Raw genomic sequence first — 17,759 nt, 5'->3', positions numbered from 1 at the left:
TCAAAAAGCGCCATCTAATTAAGCATTAGATGGCGCTTTTTATATTTTTTAGATTAGAGCCAAACTTTTATGGAGCAAAATTAATGTCCGCAGCACTGGACGGGGCGGTAAAATTTCTAAAGTGACTCAATATAGGCTTACTTTCTCATAGACAGTCTGACACTGGTATTACCTATCCAGTTTACCCATTTAACAGGGAAGAAGCGTAGTTGTAATCTGATCAAGTTCGCCATCACCCCTGGTATTACCAAGAACTCGCGGTTTTCTACGCCTTTTAACATCGCTTTGACGGCGTTCTCAATTTTCAGCTCGCCTGCCAGCTTTTTCATGCCAACACCTGCTTTTGACATGACCCCAACTTCAGATTGAGTCAGCGGCGTATCTATCGGCGGCGGCGCAAAAACAGTAATATCAATCCCCAACGGCTTCCACTCAAAACTTAGCGATTGCATCATGCCCCAAATGGCAAATTTCGAGGCACTATACGAGCTATAACCATGACTGCCAGTGAAGGAGGACATCGAGGTGGTGATCATCACTTGGTCGCCGCTCCCTAAGAACGGACGCATGGCGGCAAGCACGTTGCGTGTACCAAATAGGTTGATATTAATCACCCGCTCAAATTGCTCTTGACTCATCTCATCAAACGTCCAAGGGCCCGTAATGCCCACAAAGTGCATCAAGATATCAGGTGATTGCTTATCGGCGGCGTCTGCTATCAGTTGAGTGGTCATATCAGCATCGGTCACATCAAGCTTATAGGTGCTGATGGCAACACCCTTTTTATTCATCGCTTGTAAAGTAGATAGCGTTTCATCAAGCGGTTGTACGTCAAACAACATCAAGTTGCTACCCTGTTGAATCAGCTGCTTAGCGGTTTCAAAACCGATACCGGAGGCGGCGCCAGTGATATAAACGGTTTTATTAGTAAAGTAACTCATCAAGCACCTTCCTTCTTTGAAGCGCTGCTTGAGCTACTTTTATTCAGACGGCCAAACTTCGCCTCGCCAATCAGATGACTGACCTTATGACCGGGAAGTAGCCAATAAGGGGTGGCTTCACTACTGGAAGCGCAGTTAGGGAAGTCTGGGTTACTTGAGGGGCCGGCAATGGTTTTTTCAATGACCATGGAGATATATTGCTCATTACTGCCTTCTAGCGTATTGCCGTTTAAGATAACTTCAATATCGGTATCTTTGGCATAGCGGCGGATGGCATTGATCTTAGAATTCATTGGGGCATAAGCATCGGCGCCTACGCCATTTTCTGAGGTAACCCTTATGCCGTCAGGCACTCGAGCAACTAAAGAGTGATTGCCTTCAGTATGTCCGGGAGTGTGCACTAGCGCTAACCCTTTACCCAGTTGAATACTACCGTTAAAAGTAACAACCTTATCAGCATCAATGCCTTCAATACCATTGGGGCAATACCAATCTGCTTGGATAGGCAGTAGCCCTTGTACGCTTTGCCACTCTTTTTCGTGGACTAATAGCTTGGCATTGGGAAAGTAGGCAGGCTGGTTGGAGGAGGCAGTTGTAGAGCCCAGCCACTGACGGACATCTTGGGTGTGCAAATGGTCATAGCTAATATAATCGACATCTTCAGGCGTGAGTCCTATCTCAGCTAAAGCTTCGTTGACATCACGAAAGATAGGCGCAACCACGCTCTCAAGTGGCGACCAGCTGGGCATTTTATTAGTTAAGCGCTTGAAAAAGGGCGTTTCACGATCCGCATCGATATCAGAAGGGGAGAACAGTAAAGTTTTTAATTCACCCAAAAAATCGTGATACTGGATAATGAATAGCCGATTTAGAATATGCAGATAAGGGAATTTATAAGTACTTTGAGTATAGACGCCGCTGTAAGCGTACCACGTAGGATAAGGGACTCGAACCAAATTGACGCTTTGATAATACTCGACTTCTGGCTCAGCCATAAAGCGCTCTCTAAAGGCCTCTGCTTGCTTGCGAGCTGCCTCTAAGCGCTCCTTGGGCAATGGACTTTGACGCACATCGTCGAATTCGGTTATGGCTTTCATGCCAAGATGGTGTAGCTCAGTATGATCCATAATTCATCTCCTTATGATTAATGGATATATCTAAAAAACTTCTAGCGTATGATAGTAGCAATATTACTTTAAGAGTTATAGCGACTTTATGAGACTCGTAAGTCTCATTCAATACCTAAGATAATTAAGATAACTAAGTAACTATCAATGTTATTATCAATGTTATTATCGATTAAAACTGATCCCAATAAGGATCATCGCCAAAGCGCTCGGCGATAAAATCTATTAAATAGCGACAACGTTGTGATAAAAATCGATTTTTTGGATAGACGGCATAAGCATTTAGGGTAGGTTGTTGATATTGCTGTAAAATCGGTACGAGCTCGCCGCGTCTCAATGCTTTATAAGCAATAAAAGTCGGTATAAAAACAATCCCATGACCTTTTACCGCCATATTTGCCAAAAACTCACCATTGGTCGCTTTTATTTTGGCATCTATTGCTATGTTGTGTTTTTTGCCCTTTTCATCTATAAGCTCTAAGTCACTATATTTAGCTAAGCTATATTGCAAAAAGGTGTGATCTTTTAAGTCTTCTAAGGTTTTAGGCCTCCCTTTGGTATCTAAATATTCAGGGCTGGCGCAAAGTATAAAACGGACAGAGGTCAGACGCTTGGCTTGGTAGCTAGAATCTTTGAGCTCGCCAATACGAATAGCCAGCTCGTAACCTTCTTCAATCAAGTCAATATGTCTATCAGAGAAATCCAGCTCAAAATCTAAATTGGGGTTTTGATTGGCATAGTCACTAATTACTTCATTGAGATGCATAAGACCGAAGGATAGTGGGGCAGTCATTTTTAAAGTGCCTTCTATACGAGTAGGGGCGCCGCTAGTCTGTTCGTTAAGTGCATCGACCTCATTTAATATACTGCATACTTGCTGGTAATAGTGCTCACCGGCCTCGGTTAAATTAGATTGACGAGTGGTGCGACTGATTAATTGACTTCCTAAACGGGTTTCTAAATCTTTTAGGCGCCGGCTAACCGCTGATTTAGCGATGTTCAGCTGGTCGGCGGCTTTAGTAATGCTGCCAGCTTCGACAACTCGTACAAACATAGCCATATCTTCTAATTGACCCATTCCAGCCTCCTTATTAGCTTGTTAGCTCTACCAAATTAAAAAGGGAAATTCTATTTAAAGAACTTCCCTTGCAAGGCTATGAGACAATAAAGGTCTAGAGACCTCTATCCTAGTGCAAGAGAAAATTTATAATTTCCTAGCAGTGCAATTTTTTGACGCTTTTCAGGATTAGAAGCCCAGCCTTTATCTAATCAATAAGTTAGCAGGACACTTATTTTAGATCTTCTACTTTACTACCTTCTACCTGAATAACTAGTTTGACATTTTTCATTATACCGCCATCGGTAAAGGTATCGATACCCCATTTGGTTCTATCGATAGTGGTTTCAAAATCACCACCACAAGCTTCCGTTCCTAATACAGGGCTATCGTAACAACCGAACTTTGTAGCCGTTAAGGTGACAGGGTGGGTCTCATTGAGTAGAGTCAAATTCCCCTTGACTGCCTTGACTTTATTGCCATCGAATACCCAATCAGTAGATTTGAAGTAAGCGGTTGGGTACTCTTTTACATTAAAAAAATCAGCAGATCTTAGATGACCATCAAAGGCTTTGATGCCTGTGCTCAAGCTGCCCATGGGTATAGTAAGGCCAATAAAACCTTTTTGTTCTTCAGGAGCATACTCAAGATTACCCGATAGGTTATAAAAACCGCCAGCATTGGTAGTGGTGCCAAAGTGGTCTACAGAAAAGCGTACTGCGGTATGATGCGGGTCAAGCTCGTAAGTGGCCGCATGACCTAGCGTGCTAAGCATGCCAAGACTACTGATCGCAGCGATAGCTATAGTGCGATTTACTTGCTTGATAAATTTTGAATCCATCATAATCAATCCTTTTGTTAAATGAGTAAATGCAGGTAAGTATAGATTTGGGTAAATATACTACCTTATTCAACCACCAGTTCAAAGACTGGTTTAAACTAAAAGCGTGTGAGTTAAGCACTGCTTATATATAAAGATGTTAAAGTTTAGCAAAAATTAGGCTATTTAAGGCTAAAACTATCAAAAAATGTACATTTCTAAGATTTATGTACTCATTGTGGGGGCATATAAGTGCTTTGATAATTAACCTTCATTAAAAATTCTCATGCATTTAAAAGTAAAGATCCTACCTAACGAAACACTTATGATACGGTTAATTCACTATTATTCATATACGCTATTGTTCTTATACTGAGAACTTACATTTGTAATTATCGCAGTTTATCTATTTATAAACAACAACTACAATATTGTCACTGTTTAACGAAAAGAAAAACACTTAAATATATTTTTATATTACGGATGGAGAATGTTGATGGATAAGTTACAAGATATTAGCGCACCAATCGGTCGCCTATTTTTATCGATGATTTTTATTTTTTCAGGTTTTAGCAAGATCACCGGTTACGCAGATACAGCCGGCTATATGGAGTCTATGGGTGTACCGAGCTTGTTATTACCCTTAGTTATTGCACTTGAGCTATTTGGCGGTATTGCTATTCTAATAGGTTTTAAAGCACGTTTAGTAGCGTTGCTATTTGTTGGTTTCAATATCGTGTCAGCATTTATCTTTCATCAATTTTGGATTGATGAGTCGCAAATGAATCCATTTATGAAGAACATCGCTATGGCGGGTGGTTTTCTATTGATTTTTGCTTATGGTCCCGGCGCCTATTCTGTCGATGGTCCTTCGCACAATCATACTAGATACTAAGTTATATAAGGCTATATAAAATAATGAGTAGCCAAGTAGTGGTCGTAGTGACTCGATGACGCTAGCTAATTAGCCAGCTTATTGAAATGCGTGGTGAAGCTGATAATAGTAGCTATAAAAATGTTTATAAAACAATGAGTGTGTTATTTAATGTCCAACAATACTGTTAATAGTACAGGTACCGCACAGGTTAGTTTTTGGCAACGCTATAAAACGCCTGTGTTGTTAACCGTTGTTGGTGGAGCGATAGATACTATTGGTTTTATAACTCTATTCGGATTTTTCACTGCGCACGTTACTGGTAACTTAGTATTAGCAGGTAGCGGTTTGGTCAAAGGCGAAGATGGATTGTGGATTAAGCTGGCATCAGTACCGCTGTTTATCTTGACAGTGGTTATTACTAAAATTTATATCGATAAAAGTCGTCGCCAGCAGTTGATACTCAGTCATTTATTATTGGCGGAAGCGGTTTTCTTGCTTGCCTTTATGATAGCGGGCTTATATTTTCAGCCCTTTACCGATGCTGACAGTATTACTGTAGCTATTACTGGCGGCTTAGGTTTAACTGCCTTAGCCATCCGTAATACCGCTAGCAAAACGGTAATTAAGCATATGAGTCCAACGGTATTAATGACTGGTAATACTACCCAGTTGGGAATTAATCTATCAGATTATTTGGCCAATCGAACTTCTGAAAATGCCAAAAAACTAGGTCATAGCTCAGCGCTAGTCTTAAGCTTTATCGTTGGGGCGCTATTGGGCGCACTTTTATATGTCAAATTAAGCTATTGGGCGGTGGGTTTGTTTGTCTTACCAGTACTTTATTTATCGGTAGTGGCACGCAAAGAAGGCTTTTTACAAAATATTGGTTAAAGCTTTTTCGCACTCTCACCTTTCCAACATGTCTATTTACGATCTTATTCTCAACAACTGGTTTTAAGATAAGTAGTTAATTACTGAAATTCAAAACAATTGTTCTCATAAACAGAATTAACAATTGTATTTATTACCGTTTATCTGGTCAAGGTCAACAATTATACTAAGGTTAGCTTTGTTAAAGCACCAGATTTTCACAGTTAAATATTTTAGCTTACTTGGCTGCTACATTGAAAAAATACGTTAACAATTTTAGAAGTAGCTTAATAAGAAGTACCTCAAGAAAGACATTAATAATAACGACAATAAAATGAATAATAATTAGGAGTTTATCATGAGTACACCTGCACGCGTCGCACTAATCATTGGTAGCCTACGAGAGGCATCAATTAATCGTAAGTTTGCCGAATATATTGTCTCGCAGATACCTGACAGTATCGAAGTAGAAGAGGTGAATATCGCTGATTTGCCGCTCTATAATCAAGACTATGACAACCAAGATATTGCTAACTATACTCGGGTTCGTAAACAACTCAGTCAAGCTGATGCGGTACTTATTGTAACGCCAGAGCATAATCGCACTATGCCTGCGGCGCTAAAAAACGTAATAGATATTGGCTCACGGCCTCATGGCAAAAGCGTCTGGACAGATAAAAAAGTAGCTGTCGTTACCGCATCCCCTGGTACTTATGGCGGTAGAGTCAGCGGTCTCGATGTACGTAAGAGTATGCAAATGCTGTCAGCACAGATGATGGTGAGTCCTGAAGTTTATTTAGGCCGAGCAGCAGAAAGTTTAGATGAGAATGGACAAGTTAGTGAACGTACACAAAAGTTCCTAAAAAGATTCGTTGATGGTTTTGTCGAATACATAGCGAAGTAAATTAGTGGACAAAATGCTAATACACCAAGAATAAAGCTTTAGTAATAAAACAAACAATACAAAGTGCATTTTAATAGGAAATTAACAGACACTTTACTGGTTGACTATTTTGTTCTCAAAATAGGGCGACAGTATATTGTTAAGAGTTATTTACTAGTGTGTAGTGCTTGTTGATTTTTAGATAAATGATCAATATTCATTATATTAAATAATTCTTAGATAACGATAACACTAGACCATTTCACTCATAATAAAAGGAAGCAATTATGTCTAATTTTAATGTAGAACAGGTTAAGGCCGAACCTAGTGACAAACTATTAACGCCTGATAATACCGTATTTATGTTCATTGACCAGCAGCCACAAATGTACTTTGGGCTACAAAGTCATGATGCCAATGCGGTTATGAACGCTATTCAAGGCTTAGCGAAGACTGCAAAAATCTGGGATATCCCCTCTATCCTAACGACTTTAACTACTGACGACTTTACGGGCGAGATCCCGCAGCAACAAAAAAGAGTGTTTGAAGACCATACACCAATCGACCGTACGGGGCTTAATGCGTTTGAAGATCAGCGCGTGGTTGATGCAGTCAAAAAGACTGGTCGTAAGAAGATTGTCATGTCAGGATTGTGGACTGAGATCTGTGTACTATTACCAGCGATAACGGCGGCAGATCAGGGCTATGACGTTTATGTAGTTACTGATGCGTGCGGCGGAGCGAGCAAAGAAGCTCACGATATGGCAATTATTCGCATGACAGAAGCAGGGGTAACACCGGTAACCTGGATTCAGGTACTGTGTGAGTTACAACGTGATTGGGCGCGTGAAGAGACTTATGATGATGTCATGAATATCGTCAAAGAGCACGGCGGCGCCTATGGTGTAGGGGTGCAGTACTACTATAATCCACCAAAAAATATCGTTAATAATGTCTAAGGTGTAAACTTGAAGTATTGAGATACTTATAGGTTTAAAACCAAAACGCCATGCTTGAAGCATGGCGTTTTTTTGAGCTTATTAATTTGAAGTAGATTAATACTCTGAAATATAACTATTAAGCCTTTGCATTATGGAACACAGAGATATCCTGATATTCAGGGTGCTTGTCGATATAAGATTTGACATAAGGACAAGTCGGTTTGACTACCAAACCTTTAGCGGCGGCATCGTCTAAGATATGCTTGACCAAATAGCCTGCGATACCTTGACCACCAAGCTCTTTTGGTACTTCAGTGTGTTTATACTCGATACCTTTTTTACCTTCTGAGGTGGTGAAAAATTCATAGTCTTCTAGAGCGATTTTATCCTCGATATGAATCTCAAAACGCTGCTCTTCAGTGTTATCAATGACTTCATAATTTAATGGTTGCTTATCCGACATGGTTATACTCCTTTGAAAGTTTAAATGAATTATCAATGGTAAAGTAAGTAGCTTGTACCAATCACCTATTATGATAGCTATAAGTAATAATACTCTGTGTATATGATGTTATTGTTCTTGTAATAAGAATAGTCAATTTTGTTTACATGAGTTTATCTATCTTTAGTTAACAATTATAATATAGCCATAGTTTAAACCAAACGATAAAAATTAAGGACATCTTATGAAAACTATTTATCATGCAGCAGATTCACGCGGTGATGCTAACCACGGCTGGTTAAAAAGCCGTCACACCTTTAGCTTCGCCAACTATCATAATCCTGAGCGTATGGGCTTTGGTGCTTTACGGGTGATTAACGATGATTTTGTCATCGGTGGTCAAGGCTTTGGGAAGCACTCGCATCGTGATATGGAGATTATCAGTATTCCTTTATCTGGTAAACTCGGTCACGGTGATGATATTGGTAATAACGGTATCATTGAAACTGGCGAGATCCAAGTCATGTCAGCCGGTACGGGTATTACTCACAGCGAGATGAATGGTGATAACGAGGAGCCAGTGAAGTTCTTGCAAATTTGGGTGATTCCGAATAAGAGAAATGTCACGCCGCGCTACCAGCAGATACGTATCGATGAAGGTATGCAGCACAACCAGTTCAACCAAGTGCTATCGCCTAATCCTGATGATGCAGGCGTATGGATCCATCAAAACGCTTGGTTTCATATGGGCGATTTTGATAAAGGCCTGACTGAAACCTATCAGCTAAAAGATGCTAACAATGGTGTTTATGTGTTTGTTATTAGCGGTAAAGTAGTGATTAATGGAAATACACTAGACAACCGTGATGGTTTAGGTATGGTAGACACTAAGAATTTTACGATGGATGTCATCGATGATGCTAGAGTGCTGGTAATGGAAGTGCCAATGACACTTTAGTATCAATTCCTAAAATCCAATCTTAGGGCTAATCATCTTAGTACTAATCTTAGGATCGTTACAAGCTGGGTTTTAACCCAGCTTTGATCTAAATCAAAACATCTACCACTAGATTATTATAAAAATTATGCGAAATGTGTAAGGAGAAATAAGCGATGAGTATTGAAACGCTACAACCTCGTTTGGCTGACGTTGGCGGTATCCCTATCGCGCGTCTGTTACCTAATAAAGGCAAAAAGCCCATTGGTGCATGGTGCTTTTTAGATCATGCTGGTCCTGCTGAATTTGGTGAGGATGAGTCAGGTATGCAGGTCGGTCGTCATCCGCATACCAACCTTCAGACCTTTAGCTGGATGTTAGACGGTGAAGTGCTGCACAAAGACAGCCTAGGTAACGAGCAAGTTATTACTAAAAACCAAGTGAACGTTATGACCGCCGGTACTGGTCTTGACCAAGGTATCAGTCATACTGAGCAAAGTATCTTTCCAGATACCGGTGGCTCGCCAGATGCATCGCGCGCATTGAGCATGGTGCAACTGTGGATTGCACTACCTACCGATCAAGAGATTGAACGTAGTTTTCATCATTACCCAGAGCTGCCACGTTGGCGTGAAAATGGCGTTGAGATGATACTTACTACTGGCAGTTATACCAGTGTGTCAGGCGAAAAATATGAAGCGCCTACCATCCAGTATTCAAAAATGGTTGGTATCGATGCCTATTTTACCCAAGACGGCGAGGTTACTTTTACTCTAGAGCCAGGCTTTGAGTATGGAATCTTAGTAACTGAAGGTGAGATTGAATCAGAGGGCAAAGTTTGCCCACAAGATCAGCTACTGCGTTTCCATGATAGCGATGTTGCTAATAATAAAAGCATCAAGCTGGTTGCCAAAAAAGGCACGCGCGTGATGTTTATCGGTGGTGAGCCTTTAAACAACCAAGTACTACTATGGTGGAACTTCGTTGCCGACAATAAAGAAGAGATTGAGCAATCTATCATCGACTGGAACAATGGCCACGAGCGTTTTGGTAATGTAGACTCTGATATGAAACGTCTGCCGGCACCAGAGCTACCAGAAGGTTTTAAAGGTTAGGTTAAGAAAAACTAGCTGAAAGAAGTTAAGGTAAAAAGCTCATAGTATTTAGTATTTTTTAATAATTGATAGTTCTAGTTAAGTTATCTTACAAAAAGGGGCTATCAATATAAGCTAAGTTTTCTATAATAGAGCAGATTTATTGAGCTTGAAACGATTCATTATAATTATCGTTCTAAAATAAACTTCATTATTTACACTAATTAATTATTTGGAGAATAACTATGTCAGATTTACAAGATCTACAACAACTGGCCGAAAAACGTCGTTCAATTTATGCACTAAACGATCAACTACCGGTTTCAAAAGAAGATATTATCAAGATGGTCGAGCATGCTATTTTGCACACACCATCAGCATTCAACTCCCAGTCAACGCGTATCGTAGTATTGTTTGATGAAGATCATAACAAGCTATGGGACATCACTGAAGATGTCTTACGTGATATCGTTAATGACGAAGAGCAGTTTGCGCCTACTAAGCAGAAAATAGGCGGCTTTAAAGCAGCTGCGGGTACTATTCTATTCTTTGAAGATCAAACCGTAGTCAGAAACTTACAAGAAGCGGCGCCACTATACGCTGACAAGTTCCCTATTTGGGCAGAGCATACCAGTGCAATTCATCAATATGTATTATGGACGAGTCTAGCAAGCGTAAACGTTGGCGCTAACTTGCAGCACTACAACCCGGTTATTGATAACAAAGTATCTGAAACCTGGGGTATTGATGATCATTGGGATCTTATTGCGCAAATGGTATTTGGTGGTATTGAGCAACCAGCAGGCGATAAAGAGTTTAAACCTACTGACGAGCGTATGAAAGTATTTGGCAAATAAGCTTATTGAATAAATAGAAGTCATTTACCATTAAAAGCGTCATTCCTTTATAAAGGGATGACGCTTTTTTTACCTATATCTTTTTAACCAAATATTTTTAACTACAGTGATTAGAGCTTGTTAGTTTAAGCAGGCTTCTTTTTACCGCCTAAGAAGTTGTTGGCAACCCATGCAGGGCCAATCAGTAAGAACTGTAAATCTTCAAAGAATGACGGTTTTTTACCTTCAATCTTATGACCGATAAATTGCCCGATCCAAGCAATGACAAACACACTGGCCCACGCTTTAAATCCCAACGGCATAGCCGCCATCACTGCCAAACATATTAGAATAAAAATGCCCATTGCTAAGAATAGCGGAGTAGATAACTGTACATAAAACAATAATACTAAAGCACTGAGTACTAAAGTGATCCACACTGAGAGAGACATGCCCATGCCTAAAATACTGACAAAAATAGTAGGGACACATAACCAGTGGATTCTTTTATTGATCAGGTTTTGATGGCTAACTGAATACTCACTCAGCCATTGCTCGAGAGTGCGCTTAGACATGCGCTTTTGGGAAGTACGCGACATACTAACCTCCTTGTTAGTGTTGATAAATAGTAATTGTTAAATGAACTTATTACTAGTTGTAGCATTATTTAAACCACTATGCCATTTTATCTATTGCACTTCGCAGTCATACTTTTACTGAATCACGCTCGCTTCTATGCCATTCATACAGTCCCACAAAAGAGTTAACCTGATAGACCATGGTCTGAATGGCAAAAATATAATTGCCCGACATCAAATTAACAGCTAACCAGACAAAGTTAGAGATAATCCACAACCACCAGTTAAACGAGTAGCGCAAAATCATCGCTGCCTGTGCAGTAATAGAGAGGATAAAAGCGATCACATTAATCCAGAAAAAGGAGATAAATCCCAAGAATTTACTATTATCGTCTTCGACTACCGCATAACCATAGCTGGCCAGTAAATCATTAACGGTTGGAAACAGTGCTAAACCGATTATCATAAAGGTAGCCGTGATAAGCCAAACCCACTTATTAGCGGATTTGGGAATCATATCGCCATCAGCATCGGTATGCTTTGACCAATAAAAAATACCGTAAACATGAGTAAAAAAGTTGAACAGTGGCGCTAGCATTAAGCCCACTGCACCAGAGGTGCCTTGTACCACCACTTCACCAGCGGTAGCCGCCATACCAAAGCCATTACCCATTATATTCTTGCGAAATGATAATGACACCACACAAATCAGCCCTATAAATGAAACTCCTAAATAAAATATATCTAGAGTAGCGTGTTCAGTAGTAGTCCAAAAGCCTGCGCTTAGGGCAGCAACTCCAGACAGGAACCAAATAATAATCCACTGTGTTGACCATTTTCCGGTGATATTGTCTAAAAGCTGAATGCGCATCGCTGATTTTCCTTAAAATATTGTTGTTCTTAATTTATGCTTTCTTATTATAAATCTGCGCATCGATAAAGGCGATTGCTTGTTGGTAGCGGGTATCATAGTCTGGCTGGTCAATCAAATGCGGCTCAATATCATGACGCTCAAAGATATCAATCAAGCGCTGCTCAAAACGTCCACGCGCCTCAGGCGTACCCAATGAGCGCATCCCGTCATCAACCCACGGCGTATTGTTATCCAGCATAATGGTATGGTCAGCACGGAACTCATCAATACAAGCCGTTACAAAAGGATGAGTGCGGCCTTCATACTCTTCACAAAAGGCTTGAGTAGTCACAAAGTCGGTATCAATGATGGTTACTGGCGCAGTGGCATTGCTAGCGGCTACGCGCATCGCCTCGGCATGATCGAGCGCAATCGGTCCATAATCGCTATATTGTAAGCCAATCTCGCTGCCGCCCAAATCTGTCCCGACATAAAGCCTACCCATCTCAAGAGCAAAGCTAGCCCCATAATAGTTGGCAAGCTTATGGACTAAAGTAGTTTTACCTGAGCTTTCGCCGCCAACAATGGCCACAGTCTTGGTATAGTCGCCACGCACTTGAGGATGGAGCGCTGGCCAATGGGCAACGGGATCACGAGCAATGGCATAAGAGTCAAATTCTGGCTGCAACGGTGTGGTCTCTACCTGCATCATTAATGGACTCTGATTTTCGATAGAAGCAGGGTTTGATATGATGTTCGATGCCAAGATATTTGAAGCTAAGGGATGATTTTCAGCGACGAACAATACGCTATCAGCAGGTAGCTCCAATTCAGCACTGATATGCTGTAATTTAGCGTTGGTAGTGCCAATATCAATCACCACATCATCAAAGCTTTCGTGCAGCGGTAGCTTGATCTCATCAGTGGTATAGATATGGATAAAAGGCAGGTCCGCACAGGCCATTTGTAGCCAGCGTGCCTTATCCTGCAAAGTAATAGTAAAATCTGGATGCGGGGTTGGATGCTTGGTGATAATAATATGGAGCGCCTGTGCTTGCCCAGCGGCGTACAATATACTGCGCATTTGTCCTAAATGTAATGGTTCAAAATGTCCAATCATTATGCCATTATCATGCATAGTAAACCTCATTTGATAGTGTGCTATTCAGAGCATGTTGATCAGCATGTTATAAATATTTGCAGTTAATTACAGGTGGGTTATTGTAAATGAGTCCATACTTAAGTGGTTTTGAACTTAGATTATGACTAATAGCTTTAAAAAATAATTAGATAACAAGCAAAAAGCCTGTACCAAGATGGAAACAAAGTAGCAATAAAGTAATTTCTGAAACATTTTGAAATAACTATTTAAAATCAGGTAGTTACAGAGTGCTGGGACAGGTTGGAGTAAGCTTAGGTAGCATAAAGTCACAAACCATACCTACACTGCCAACAGATAAATAGGGAAGACTTGCTATAATAATTCTCAAGCAAAGCAAGTTAGATCGCTTAGAAAGTTTTAATAGCACATCTTAAAAAAATGTAAAATCATGTACAAGTAAAAAAAGAGCTCATAAATATAAGAAATCTAAATATTAAAAACCAAAGAGAGGTATGAAGTTTGGCTAAGTTAGCAAAATTACATCGCTCCAAGAACCATCGTATGATTGCAGGCGTAATGGGTGGTATCGCAGAATATGTAGGCTGGTCACCGACGTGGGTGCGCATACTATTTGTGGTTATCTCATCACTAAGTGCTGCAGTACCCGGCATCTTAATCTACATCGTTTTATGGATTGTTATGCCCAAAGCTACCGTTCAATCTTATCAATAGTTAACGGTATTAAATAAATAAACTAGATCAATACAATAATAAAAATACTAGCCCATAAAAAACAAAAAGCCTGACCCAACAGGATACCAGCGATATACTTTTCCTCCTGCCCAGATGTTAACGCATCTGGGTATTTTTTTGCTATATTCCGCTTACCATCCGTGGTTTTCCGGTCTTTATCTATAAATGAGCCAAATTTCACCTTTATTTCGATTATAAAACAAATTTAGTTGCTGTAAATATGGATAAAATAGCCATTTTTTAGTAAGGTGAGCAGGCAAATAGATAAGCAGCCAAATGCGCTGGATGAACGCTGAACCTAGTATAAATTACGTTCGATCTAATACTTCTAATTCCATAGTGATTTTCTTATGACTCTCCAAGTTGATAATTCCCAACCGATGACTTTTCAAGATTTAATTTTAACTTTACAGAACTTTTGGGCATCAAAGGGCTGCGTAGTGTTGCAGCCTTATGATATGGAAGTGGGCGCAGGTACTTTCCATACTGCCACTTTTTTGCGCTCTTTAGGGCCTGAGCGCTGGAACGCCGCTTACGTACAGCCATCACGCCGTCCAACCGATGGTCGTTATGGCGACAACCCCAACCGCTTGCAGCATTATTATCAGTTTCAAGTGGTGTTAAAACCCAACCCGCCCAATATTCAAGAGCTGTATTTAGACTCTTTAAGAGCCATTGGTATCGACCCTTTGGTGCACGATGTGCGCTTTGTTGAAGATAACTGGGAGTCGCCAACGCTTGGTGCGTGGGGACTGGGTTGGGAGATTTGGCTCAATGGTATGGAGGTGACGCAGTTCACTTATTTCCAGCAAGTCGGCGGTATCGAGTGCTTTCCAGTCACCGGCGAGATCACCTACGGTCTGGAACGTTTGGCGATGTATGTGCAAGATGTCGATAGCGTTTACGACTTGGTATGGGCAGATGGCGAGTTTGGACGGGTCACTTATGGCGATGTGTTCCATCAAAATGAAGTTGAGCAATCGACTTATAACTTTGAGCATGCCGATGTACCGATGATGGGTGAGCTGTTTGACTTTTATGAGCAGCAGGCCGATAAGCTGGTGGCCGAAGGTTTGCCATTACCCGCTTACGAGATGGTGTTAAAAGCCTCGCATGCCTTTAACTTGCTTGATGCGCGTGGGGCGATTTCAGTCACCGAGCGTCAGCGTTTTATCTTACGTGTACGAACGCTGGCACGCAAGGTGGCGTTTGGTTATGTTGAAGCACGAGCTAGATTGGGTTTCCCGCTAGCAGAAGAAGCGCATCGTCAAGCGGCGCTGGATAAATATTTGCCCAAGAGTGATAACGAGAGCAAAGCTGCGCTGGCAGATAATACTGACAACCATACCTCTACTAACGACAATAACGATAAATAGGAGCATCCCATGAGTACTATTTTATTTGAACTGGGGTGTGAAGAGCTGCCCCCCAAAAGCCTAAAACCCCTCCGTGATGCATTGCAATCCAGCGTCATTGAGCAGTTAAATGAGGCCGGTATTAGTTTTGATAGTATCAAGTCATACGCCGCACCGCGCCGTTTAGCGCTACAGATTGAAGGCATCAGTGATAAGCAGCCCGATCGCACGGAGCAAAAGCGTGGCCCTGCAGTAAAAGCGGCATTTGATAGCGAGGGTAATCCCACCCGTGCCGCTATGGGCTTTGCTAAAGGCTTGGGCATTGATCCTAGTGAGCTGACTACTATCCATACCGACAAAGGCGATTACGTGGGTTTTGAGCAAACCATTGGTGGTCAAGCGACTACTGATTTGTTACCTGACATTTTCCAAACAGCGCTTGATGATTTGCCTATTGCCAAACGTATGCGCTCTGGAGCCAGCCGAAATGAGTTCGTGCGTCCGGTACAGTGGGCAGTATTGATGCAAGATGAGCAAGTTATCGACGCTACTATTCAAGGTCATAAAACCAGTAATCAGACACGGGGACATCGTTTCCATAGTCCAGATTATCATACCATTGAGCACGCCAATAGCTATGAGTCGCTTTTAGATAGCCTCAAAGTCGTTGCTGATTTTGATAAGCGTCAAATGCTGATCAAAAACCAAGTAAAAGCTTTAGCAGATGAGATTAATGCTAATGAGATCATACCGCAGGATTTATTAGATGAAGTGACCGCTTTGGTCGATTTCCCTATTGCGCTACGGGCAGATTTTGAACCGCGCTTTTTAGCAGTACCGCAAGAAGCGCTAATCTCTACTATGCAGGCCGATCAAAAGTATTTTTGTTTGACTGATAAAGAGGGTAAATTACTGCCTTACTTTATTTTTATTACCAATATCGAATCCAAGGATCCTAATCAAATTATTGAAGGTAATGAGAAGGTAGTGCGTCCCCGTTTGGCGGATGCTGAGTTTTTCTTCTTACAAGATCAAAAGCAGCCTTTATATGCGCTTACCGAAACTTTAAAAACCCGAGTGTTCCAAGATCAACTGGGTACGATTTGGGAGAAGTCCGAGCGCATCGCCAAGCTTGCCGCTTATATTGCGACCTTGATGCAGCAGCAAGGGCAGCAGATTGACGTCGATGAAACGGTACGAGCGGCAATGTTGTCTAAAGCGGATTTGGCCAGCTCGCTGGTTGGTGAGTATCCTGAGTTACAGGGTATTGCAGGGACTTATTACGCGCGTCTAAATGGTGAGCCAGAAGCGGTGGCGGCAAGTCTTGAGGAGCAGTATTTGCCTAAGTTCAGCGGTGATGTACTACCGCAAACCCCTATTGGTATCTGTTTGGCATTAGCGGATCGCTTGGATACTTTGGTTGGAATCTTTGCTATTGATCAAGCACCAACGGGCTCCAAAGATCCCTTTAGTTTACGCCGTTCAGCGATTGGTATTCTGCGTATTTTGATCGAAAAGCAATTACCGATTAATTTAGCGGCTTTGGTTGAACAAGCGATTAAAAACTATAGCGATGATAACGGTAGTAAAATTGCCAAAATGGGCGATACCTTTACTAAGGTCATGACTTTTCTAAACTCACGTTATCGCGCCATGTATACCGAAAAAGGCGTCAATGTCGATACCATTCAGGCAGTGCAAGCGATCAATCCGCACATGCCGCTTGATTTTGATCAGCGTATTCGCGCGGTACAGACCTTTAGCGAATTGCCGCAAGCTTCTATGCTGGCAGACTCCAATAAACGGGTGGCTAATATCCTTGCCAAATCAGAAGGGGAGGTGGCTGGCAGTATCGATGAAAGCCTGTTATCTGAGCCGGCTGAACAAGCGCTTTATAAGATAGTTCATCAAGCGCAAACTGAAGTAGCGCCGCTGCTTGAGACTGCCGATTATACTCAAGTTCTGCAAACCTTAACGCAGCTGGATGCGCCGCTTACCCAGTTCTTCGCTGACGTTATGGTTAATAGCGAAGATGCAGCTCTAAAAGCCAATCGCTTAGCGCTACTGAAGCAAGTCCGTGCGCTGTTTTTGACAGTAGCGGATATTAGTGAGTTGCAGCTGTAGTTCACTACAATACAGATAAAAACAATTCAACAAAAAACTGGCTAGATATAGCCAGTTTTTTAATTTTAAATCGCTATCAAATCTGCTCATAATTAACCGAGTAATAATTGTGCTATCGGCATTATTTACGTAAACTTTAGGGTATATCTGTATTTATACTTACTTATTC

18 protein-coding genes are annotated in these 17,759 nt (G+C 41.3%); 10 read left to right on the top strand and 8 right to left on the bottom strand.

From position 1 onward, the window contains the following. Window positions 1-137: 137 nt before the first annotated feature. From JMX18_RS07510 to JMX18_RS07495, 4 genes are all read right to left on the bottom strand, one after another. Complete coding sequence (locus tag JMX18_RS07510; protein ID WP_201586481.1) at window positions 138-941, bottom strand: SDR family NAD(P)-dependent oxidoreductase; 804 nt, start codon at window positions 939-941, stop codon at window positions 138-140. Further along, the gene (locus tag JMX18_RS07505) at window positions 941-2,068 is read right to left on the bottom strand and encodes an MBL fold metallo-hydrolase (protein WP_201586479.1); all 1,128 of its coding nucleotides are present in this window, start codon (window positions 2,066-2,068) and stop codon (window positions 941-943) included. The genes JMX18_RS07510 and JMX18_RS07505 overlap by 1 nt, the downstream gene beginning before the upstream one ends. A gap of 172 nt (window positions 2,069-2,240) precedes the next feature. Beyond that, window positions 2,241-3,146: a LysR family transcriptional regulator gene (locus JMX18_RS07500; protein ID WP_201586478.1), complete on the bottom strand. Its 906-nt coding sequence runs from the start codon at window positions 3,144-3,146 to the stop codon at window positions 2,241-2,243. A 211-nt stretch (window positions 3,147-3,357) separates the two neighbouring features. Next, entirely contained in the window at window positions 3,358-3,969 is a 612-nt protein-coding gene (locus JMX18_RS07495; protein ID WP_227674595.1) for a YceI family protein, read from the bottom strand. Window positions 3,970-4,441: 472 nt separating this feature from the next. Here JMX18_RS07495 and JMX18_RS07490 point away from each other — a divergent pair, with 472 nt between their 5' ends. From JMX18_RS07490 to JMX18_RS07475, 4 genes are all read left to right on the top strand, one after another. Beyond that, window positions 4,442-4,840, top strand: coding sequence for a DoxX family protein (locus tag JMX18_RS07490; protein WP_201586477.1), 399 nt, complete (start codon window positions 4,442-4,444; stop codon window positions 4,838-4,840). Between the two features lie 150 nt (window positions 4,841-4,990). After that, a complete protein-coding gene (locus JMX18_RS07485; protein WP_201586475.1) occupies window positions 4,991-5,713 on the top strand; it encodes a YoaK family protein in 723 nt (240 codons plus the stop codon). 337 nt (window positions 5,714-6,050) lie between these two features. Continuing rightward, window positions 6,051-6,596, top strand: a complete 546-nt coding sequence (locus tag JMX18_RS07480) for an NADPH-dependent FMN reductase (protein WP_201586473.1) — start codon at window positions 6,051-6,053, stop codon at window positions 6,594-6,596. 266 nt (window positions 6,597-6,862) lie between these two features. Continuing rightward, window positions 6,863-7,534, top strand: a complete 672-nt coding sequence (locus JMX18_RS07475) for an isochorismatase family protein (RefSeq protein WP_201586471.1) — start codon at window positions 6,863-6,865, stop codon at window positions 7,532-7,534. A 118-nt stretch (window positions 7,535-7,652) separates the two neighbouring features. Here the strand turns inward: JMX18_RS07475 and JMX18_RS07470 are convergent, their stop codons facing one another. Further along, entirely contained in the window at window positions 7,653-7,979 is a 327-nt protein-coding gene (locus JMX18_RS07470; RefSeq protein WP_201586469.1) for a GNAT family N-acetyltransferase, read from the bottom strand. 223 nt (window positions 7,980-8,202) lie between these two features. On the opposite strand from JMX18_RS07470, the gene JMX18_RS07465 reads away from it, so the two are divergent. The 3 genes from JMX18_RS07465 (at window position 8,203) to JMX18_RS07455 (ending at window position 10,846) form a co-directional block, all read left to right on the top strand. Further along, window positions 8,203-8,916 (top strand): pirin family protein, encoded by a 714-nt coding sequence (locus JMX18_RS07465; RefSeq protein ID WP_201586468.1) that lies wholly within the window; start codon window positions 8,203-8,205, stop codon window positions 8,914-8,916. A gap of 155 nt (window positions 8,917-9,071) precedes the next feature. Then, a complete protein-coding gene (locus JMX18_RS07460; RefSeq protein ID WP_201586467.1) occupies window positions 9,072-10,010 on the top strand; it encodes a pirin family protein in 939 nt (312 codons plus the stop codon). Between the two features lie 224 nt (window positions 10,011-10,234). After that, window positions 10,235-10,846, top strand: coding sequence for a nitroreductase family protein (locus JMX18_RS07455; RefSeq protein WP_201586466.1), 612 nt, complete (start codon window positions 10,235-10,237; stop codon window positions 10,844-10,846). A gap of 125 nt (window positions 10,847-10,971) precedes the next feature. Here the strand turns inward: JMX18_RS07455 and JMX18_RS07450 are convergent, their stop codons facing one another. From JMX18_RS07450 to nadR, 3 genes are all read right to left on the bottom strand, one after another. Continuing rightward, window positions 10,972-11,424 carry an Mpo1 family 2-hydroxy fatty acid dioxygenase gene (locus JMX18_RS07450; protein ID WP_201586465.1) on the bottom strand — a complete coding sequence of 151 codons (453 nt, stop codon included), beginning with the start codon at window positions 11,422-11,424 and terminating at the stop codon, window positions 10,972-10,974. A 106-nt stretch (window positions 11,425-11,530) separates the two neighbouring features. Next, entirely contained in the window at window positions 11,531-12,274 is a 744-nt protein-coding gene (gene pnuC / locus JMX18_RS07445) for a nicotinamide riboside transporter PnuC (RefSeq protein WP_201586464.1), read from the bottom strand. 34 nt (window positions 12,275-12,308) lie between these two features. Then, the gene (nadR, locus tag JMX18_RS07440; protein WP_201586463.1) at window positions 12,309-13,394 is read right to left on the bottom strand and encodes a multifunctional transcriptional regulator/nicotinamide-nucleotide adenylyltransferase/ribosylnicotinamide kinase NadR; all 1,086 of its coding nucleotides are present in this window, start codon (window positions 13,392-13,394) and stop codon (window positions 12,309-12,311) included. Between the two features lie 483 nt (window positions 13,395-13,877). On the opposite strand from nadR, the gene JMX18_RS07435 reads away from it, so the two are divergent. The 3 genes from JMX18_RS07435 (at window position 13,878) to glyS (ending at window position 17,590) form a co-directional block, all read left to right on the top strand. Continuing rightward, entirely contained in the window at window positions 13,878-14,090 is a 213-nt protein-coding gene (locus JMX18_RS07435; RefSeq protein WP_201586461.1) for a PspC domain-containing protein, read from the top strand. Window positions 14,091-14,491: 401 nt separating this feature from the next. Beyond that, window positions 14,492-15,487 (top strand): glycine--tRNA ligase subunit alpha, encoded by a 996-nt coding sequence (gene glyQ, locus JMX18_RS07430; RefSeq protein WP_201588275.1) that lies wholly within the window; start codon window positions 14,492-14,494, stop codon window positions 15,485-15,487. Window positions 15,488-15,496: 9 nt separating this feature from the next. Next, on the top strand, window positions 15,497-17,590 hold the full coding sequence (gene glyS, locus JMX18_RS07425) for a glycine--tRNA ligase subunit beta (protein WP_201586459.1): 2,094 nt from the start codon (window positions 15,497-15,499) through the stop codon (window positions 17,588-17,590). Window positions 17,591-17,759 lie beyond the last annotated feature (169 nt).

This window comes from Psychrobacter jeotgali, assembly GCF_904846315.1.
Lineage (GTDB): Bacteria > Pseudomonadota > Gammaproteobacteria > Pseudomonadales > Moraxellaceae > Psychrobacter > Psychrobacter jeotgali.
Note: the sequence above shows the minus strand (reverse complement) of the source record. Positions and strands in the feature narration are given on the sequence as shown.

Coding starts and splice junctions, on each gene's coding strand:
- JMX18_RS07510 (WP_201586481.1), bottom strand. CDS start 941: ATGAGTTACTTTACTAATAAAACCGTTTATATCACTGGCGCCGCCTCC.
- JMX18_RS07505 (WP_201586479.1), bottom strand. CDS start 2,068: ATGGATCATACTGAGCTACACCATCTTGGCATGAAAGCCATAACCGAA.
- JMX18_RS07500 (WP_201586478.1), bottom strand. CDS start 3,146: ATGGGTCAATTAGAAGATATGGCTATGTTTGTACGAGTTGTCGAAGCT.
- JMX18_RS07495 (WP_227674595.1), bottom strand. CDS start 3,969: ATGATGGATTCAAAATTTATCAAGCAAGTAAATCGCACTATAGCTATC.
- JMX18_RS07490 (WP_201586477.1), top strand. CDS start 4,442: ATGGATAAGTTACAAGATATTAGCGCACCAATCGGTCGCCTATTTTTA.
- JMX18_RS07485 (WP_201586475.1), top strand. CDS start 4,991: ATGTCCAACAATACTGTTAATAGTACAGGTACCGCACAGGTTAGTTTT.
- JMX18_RS07480 (WP_201586473.1), top strand. CDS start 6,051: ATGAGTACACCTGCACGCGTCGCACTAATCATTGGTAGCCTACGAGAG.
- JMX18_RS07475 (WP_201586471.1), top strand. CDS start 6,863: ATGTCTAATTTTAATGTAGAACAGGTTAAGGCCGAACCTAGTGACAAA.
- JMX18_RS07470 (WP_201586469.1), bottom strand. CDS start 7,979: ATGTCGGATAAGCAACCATTAAATTATGAAGTCATTGATAACACTGAA.
- JMX18_RS07465 (WP_201586468.1), top strand. CDS start 8,203: ATGAAAACTATTTATCATGCAGCAGATTCACGCGGTGATGCTAACCAC.
- JMX18_RS07460 (WP_201586467.1), top strand. CDS start 9,072: ATGAGTATTGAAACGCTACAACCTCGTTTGGCTGACGTTGGCGGTATC.
- JMX18_RS07455 (WP_201586466.1), top strand. CDS start 10,235: ATGTCAGATTTACAAGATCTACAACAACTGGCCGAAAAACGTCGTTCA.
- JMX18_RS07450 (WP_201586465.1), bottom strand. CDS start 11,424: ATGTCGCGTACTTCCCAAAAGCGCATGTCTAAGCGCACTCTCGAGCAA.
- pnuC (WP_201586464.1), bottom strand. CDS start 12,274: ATGCGCATTCAGCTTTTAGACAATATCACCGGAAAATGGTCAACACAG.
- nadR (WP_201586463.1), bottom strand. CDS start 13,394: ATGCATGATAATGGCATAATGATTGGACATTTTGAACCATTACATTTA.
- glyQ (WP_201588275.1), top strand. CDS start 14,492: ATGACTTTTCAAGATTTAATTTTAACTTTACAGAACTTTTGGGCATCA.
- glyS (WP_201586459.1), top strand. CDS start 15,497: ATGAGTACTATTTTATTTGAACTGGGGTGTGAAGAGCTGCCCCCCAAA.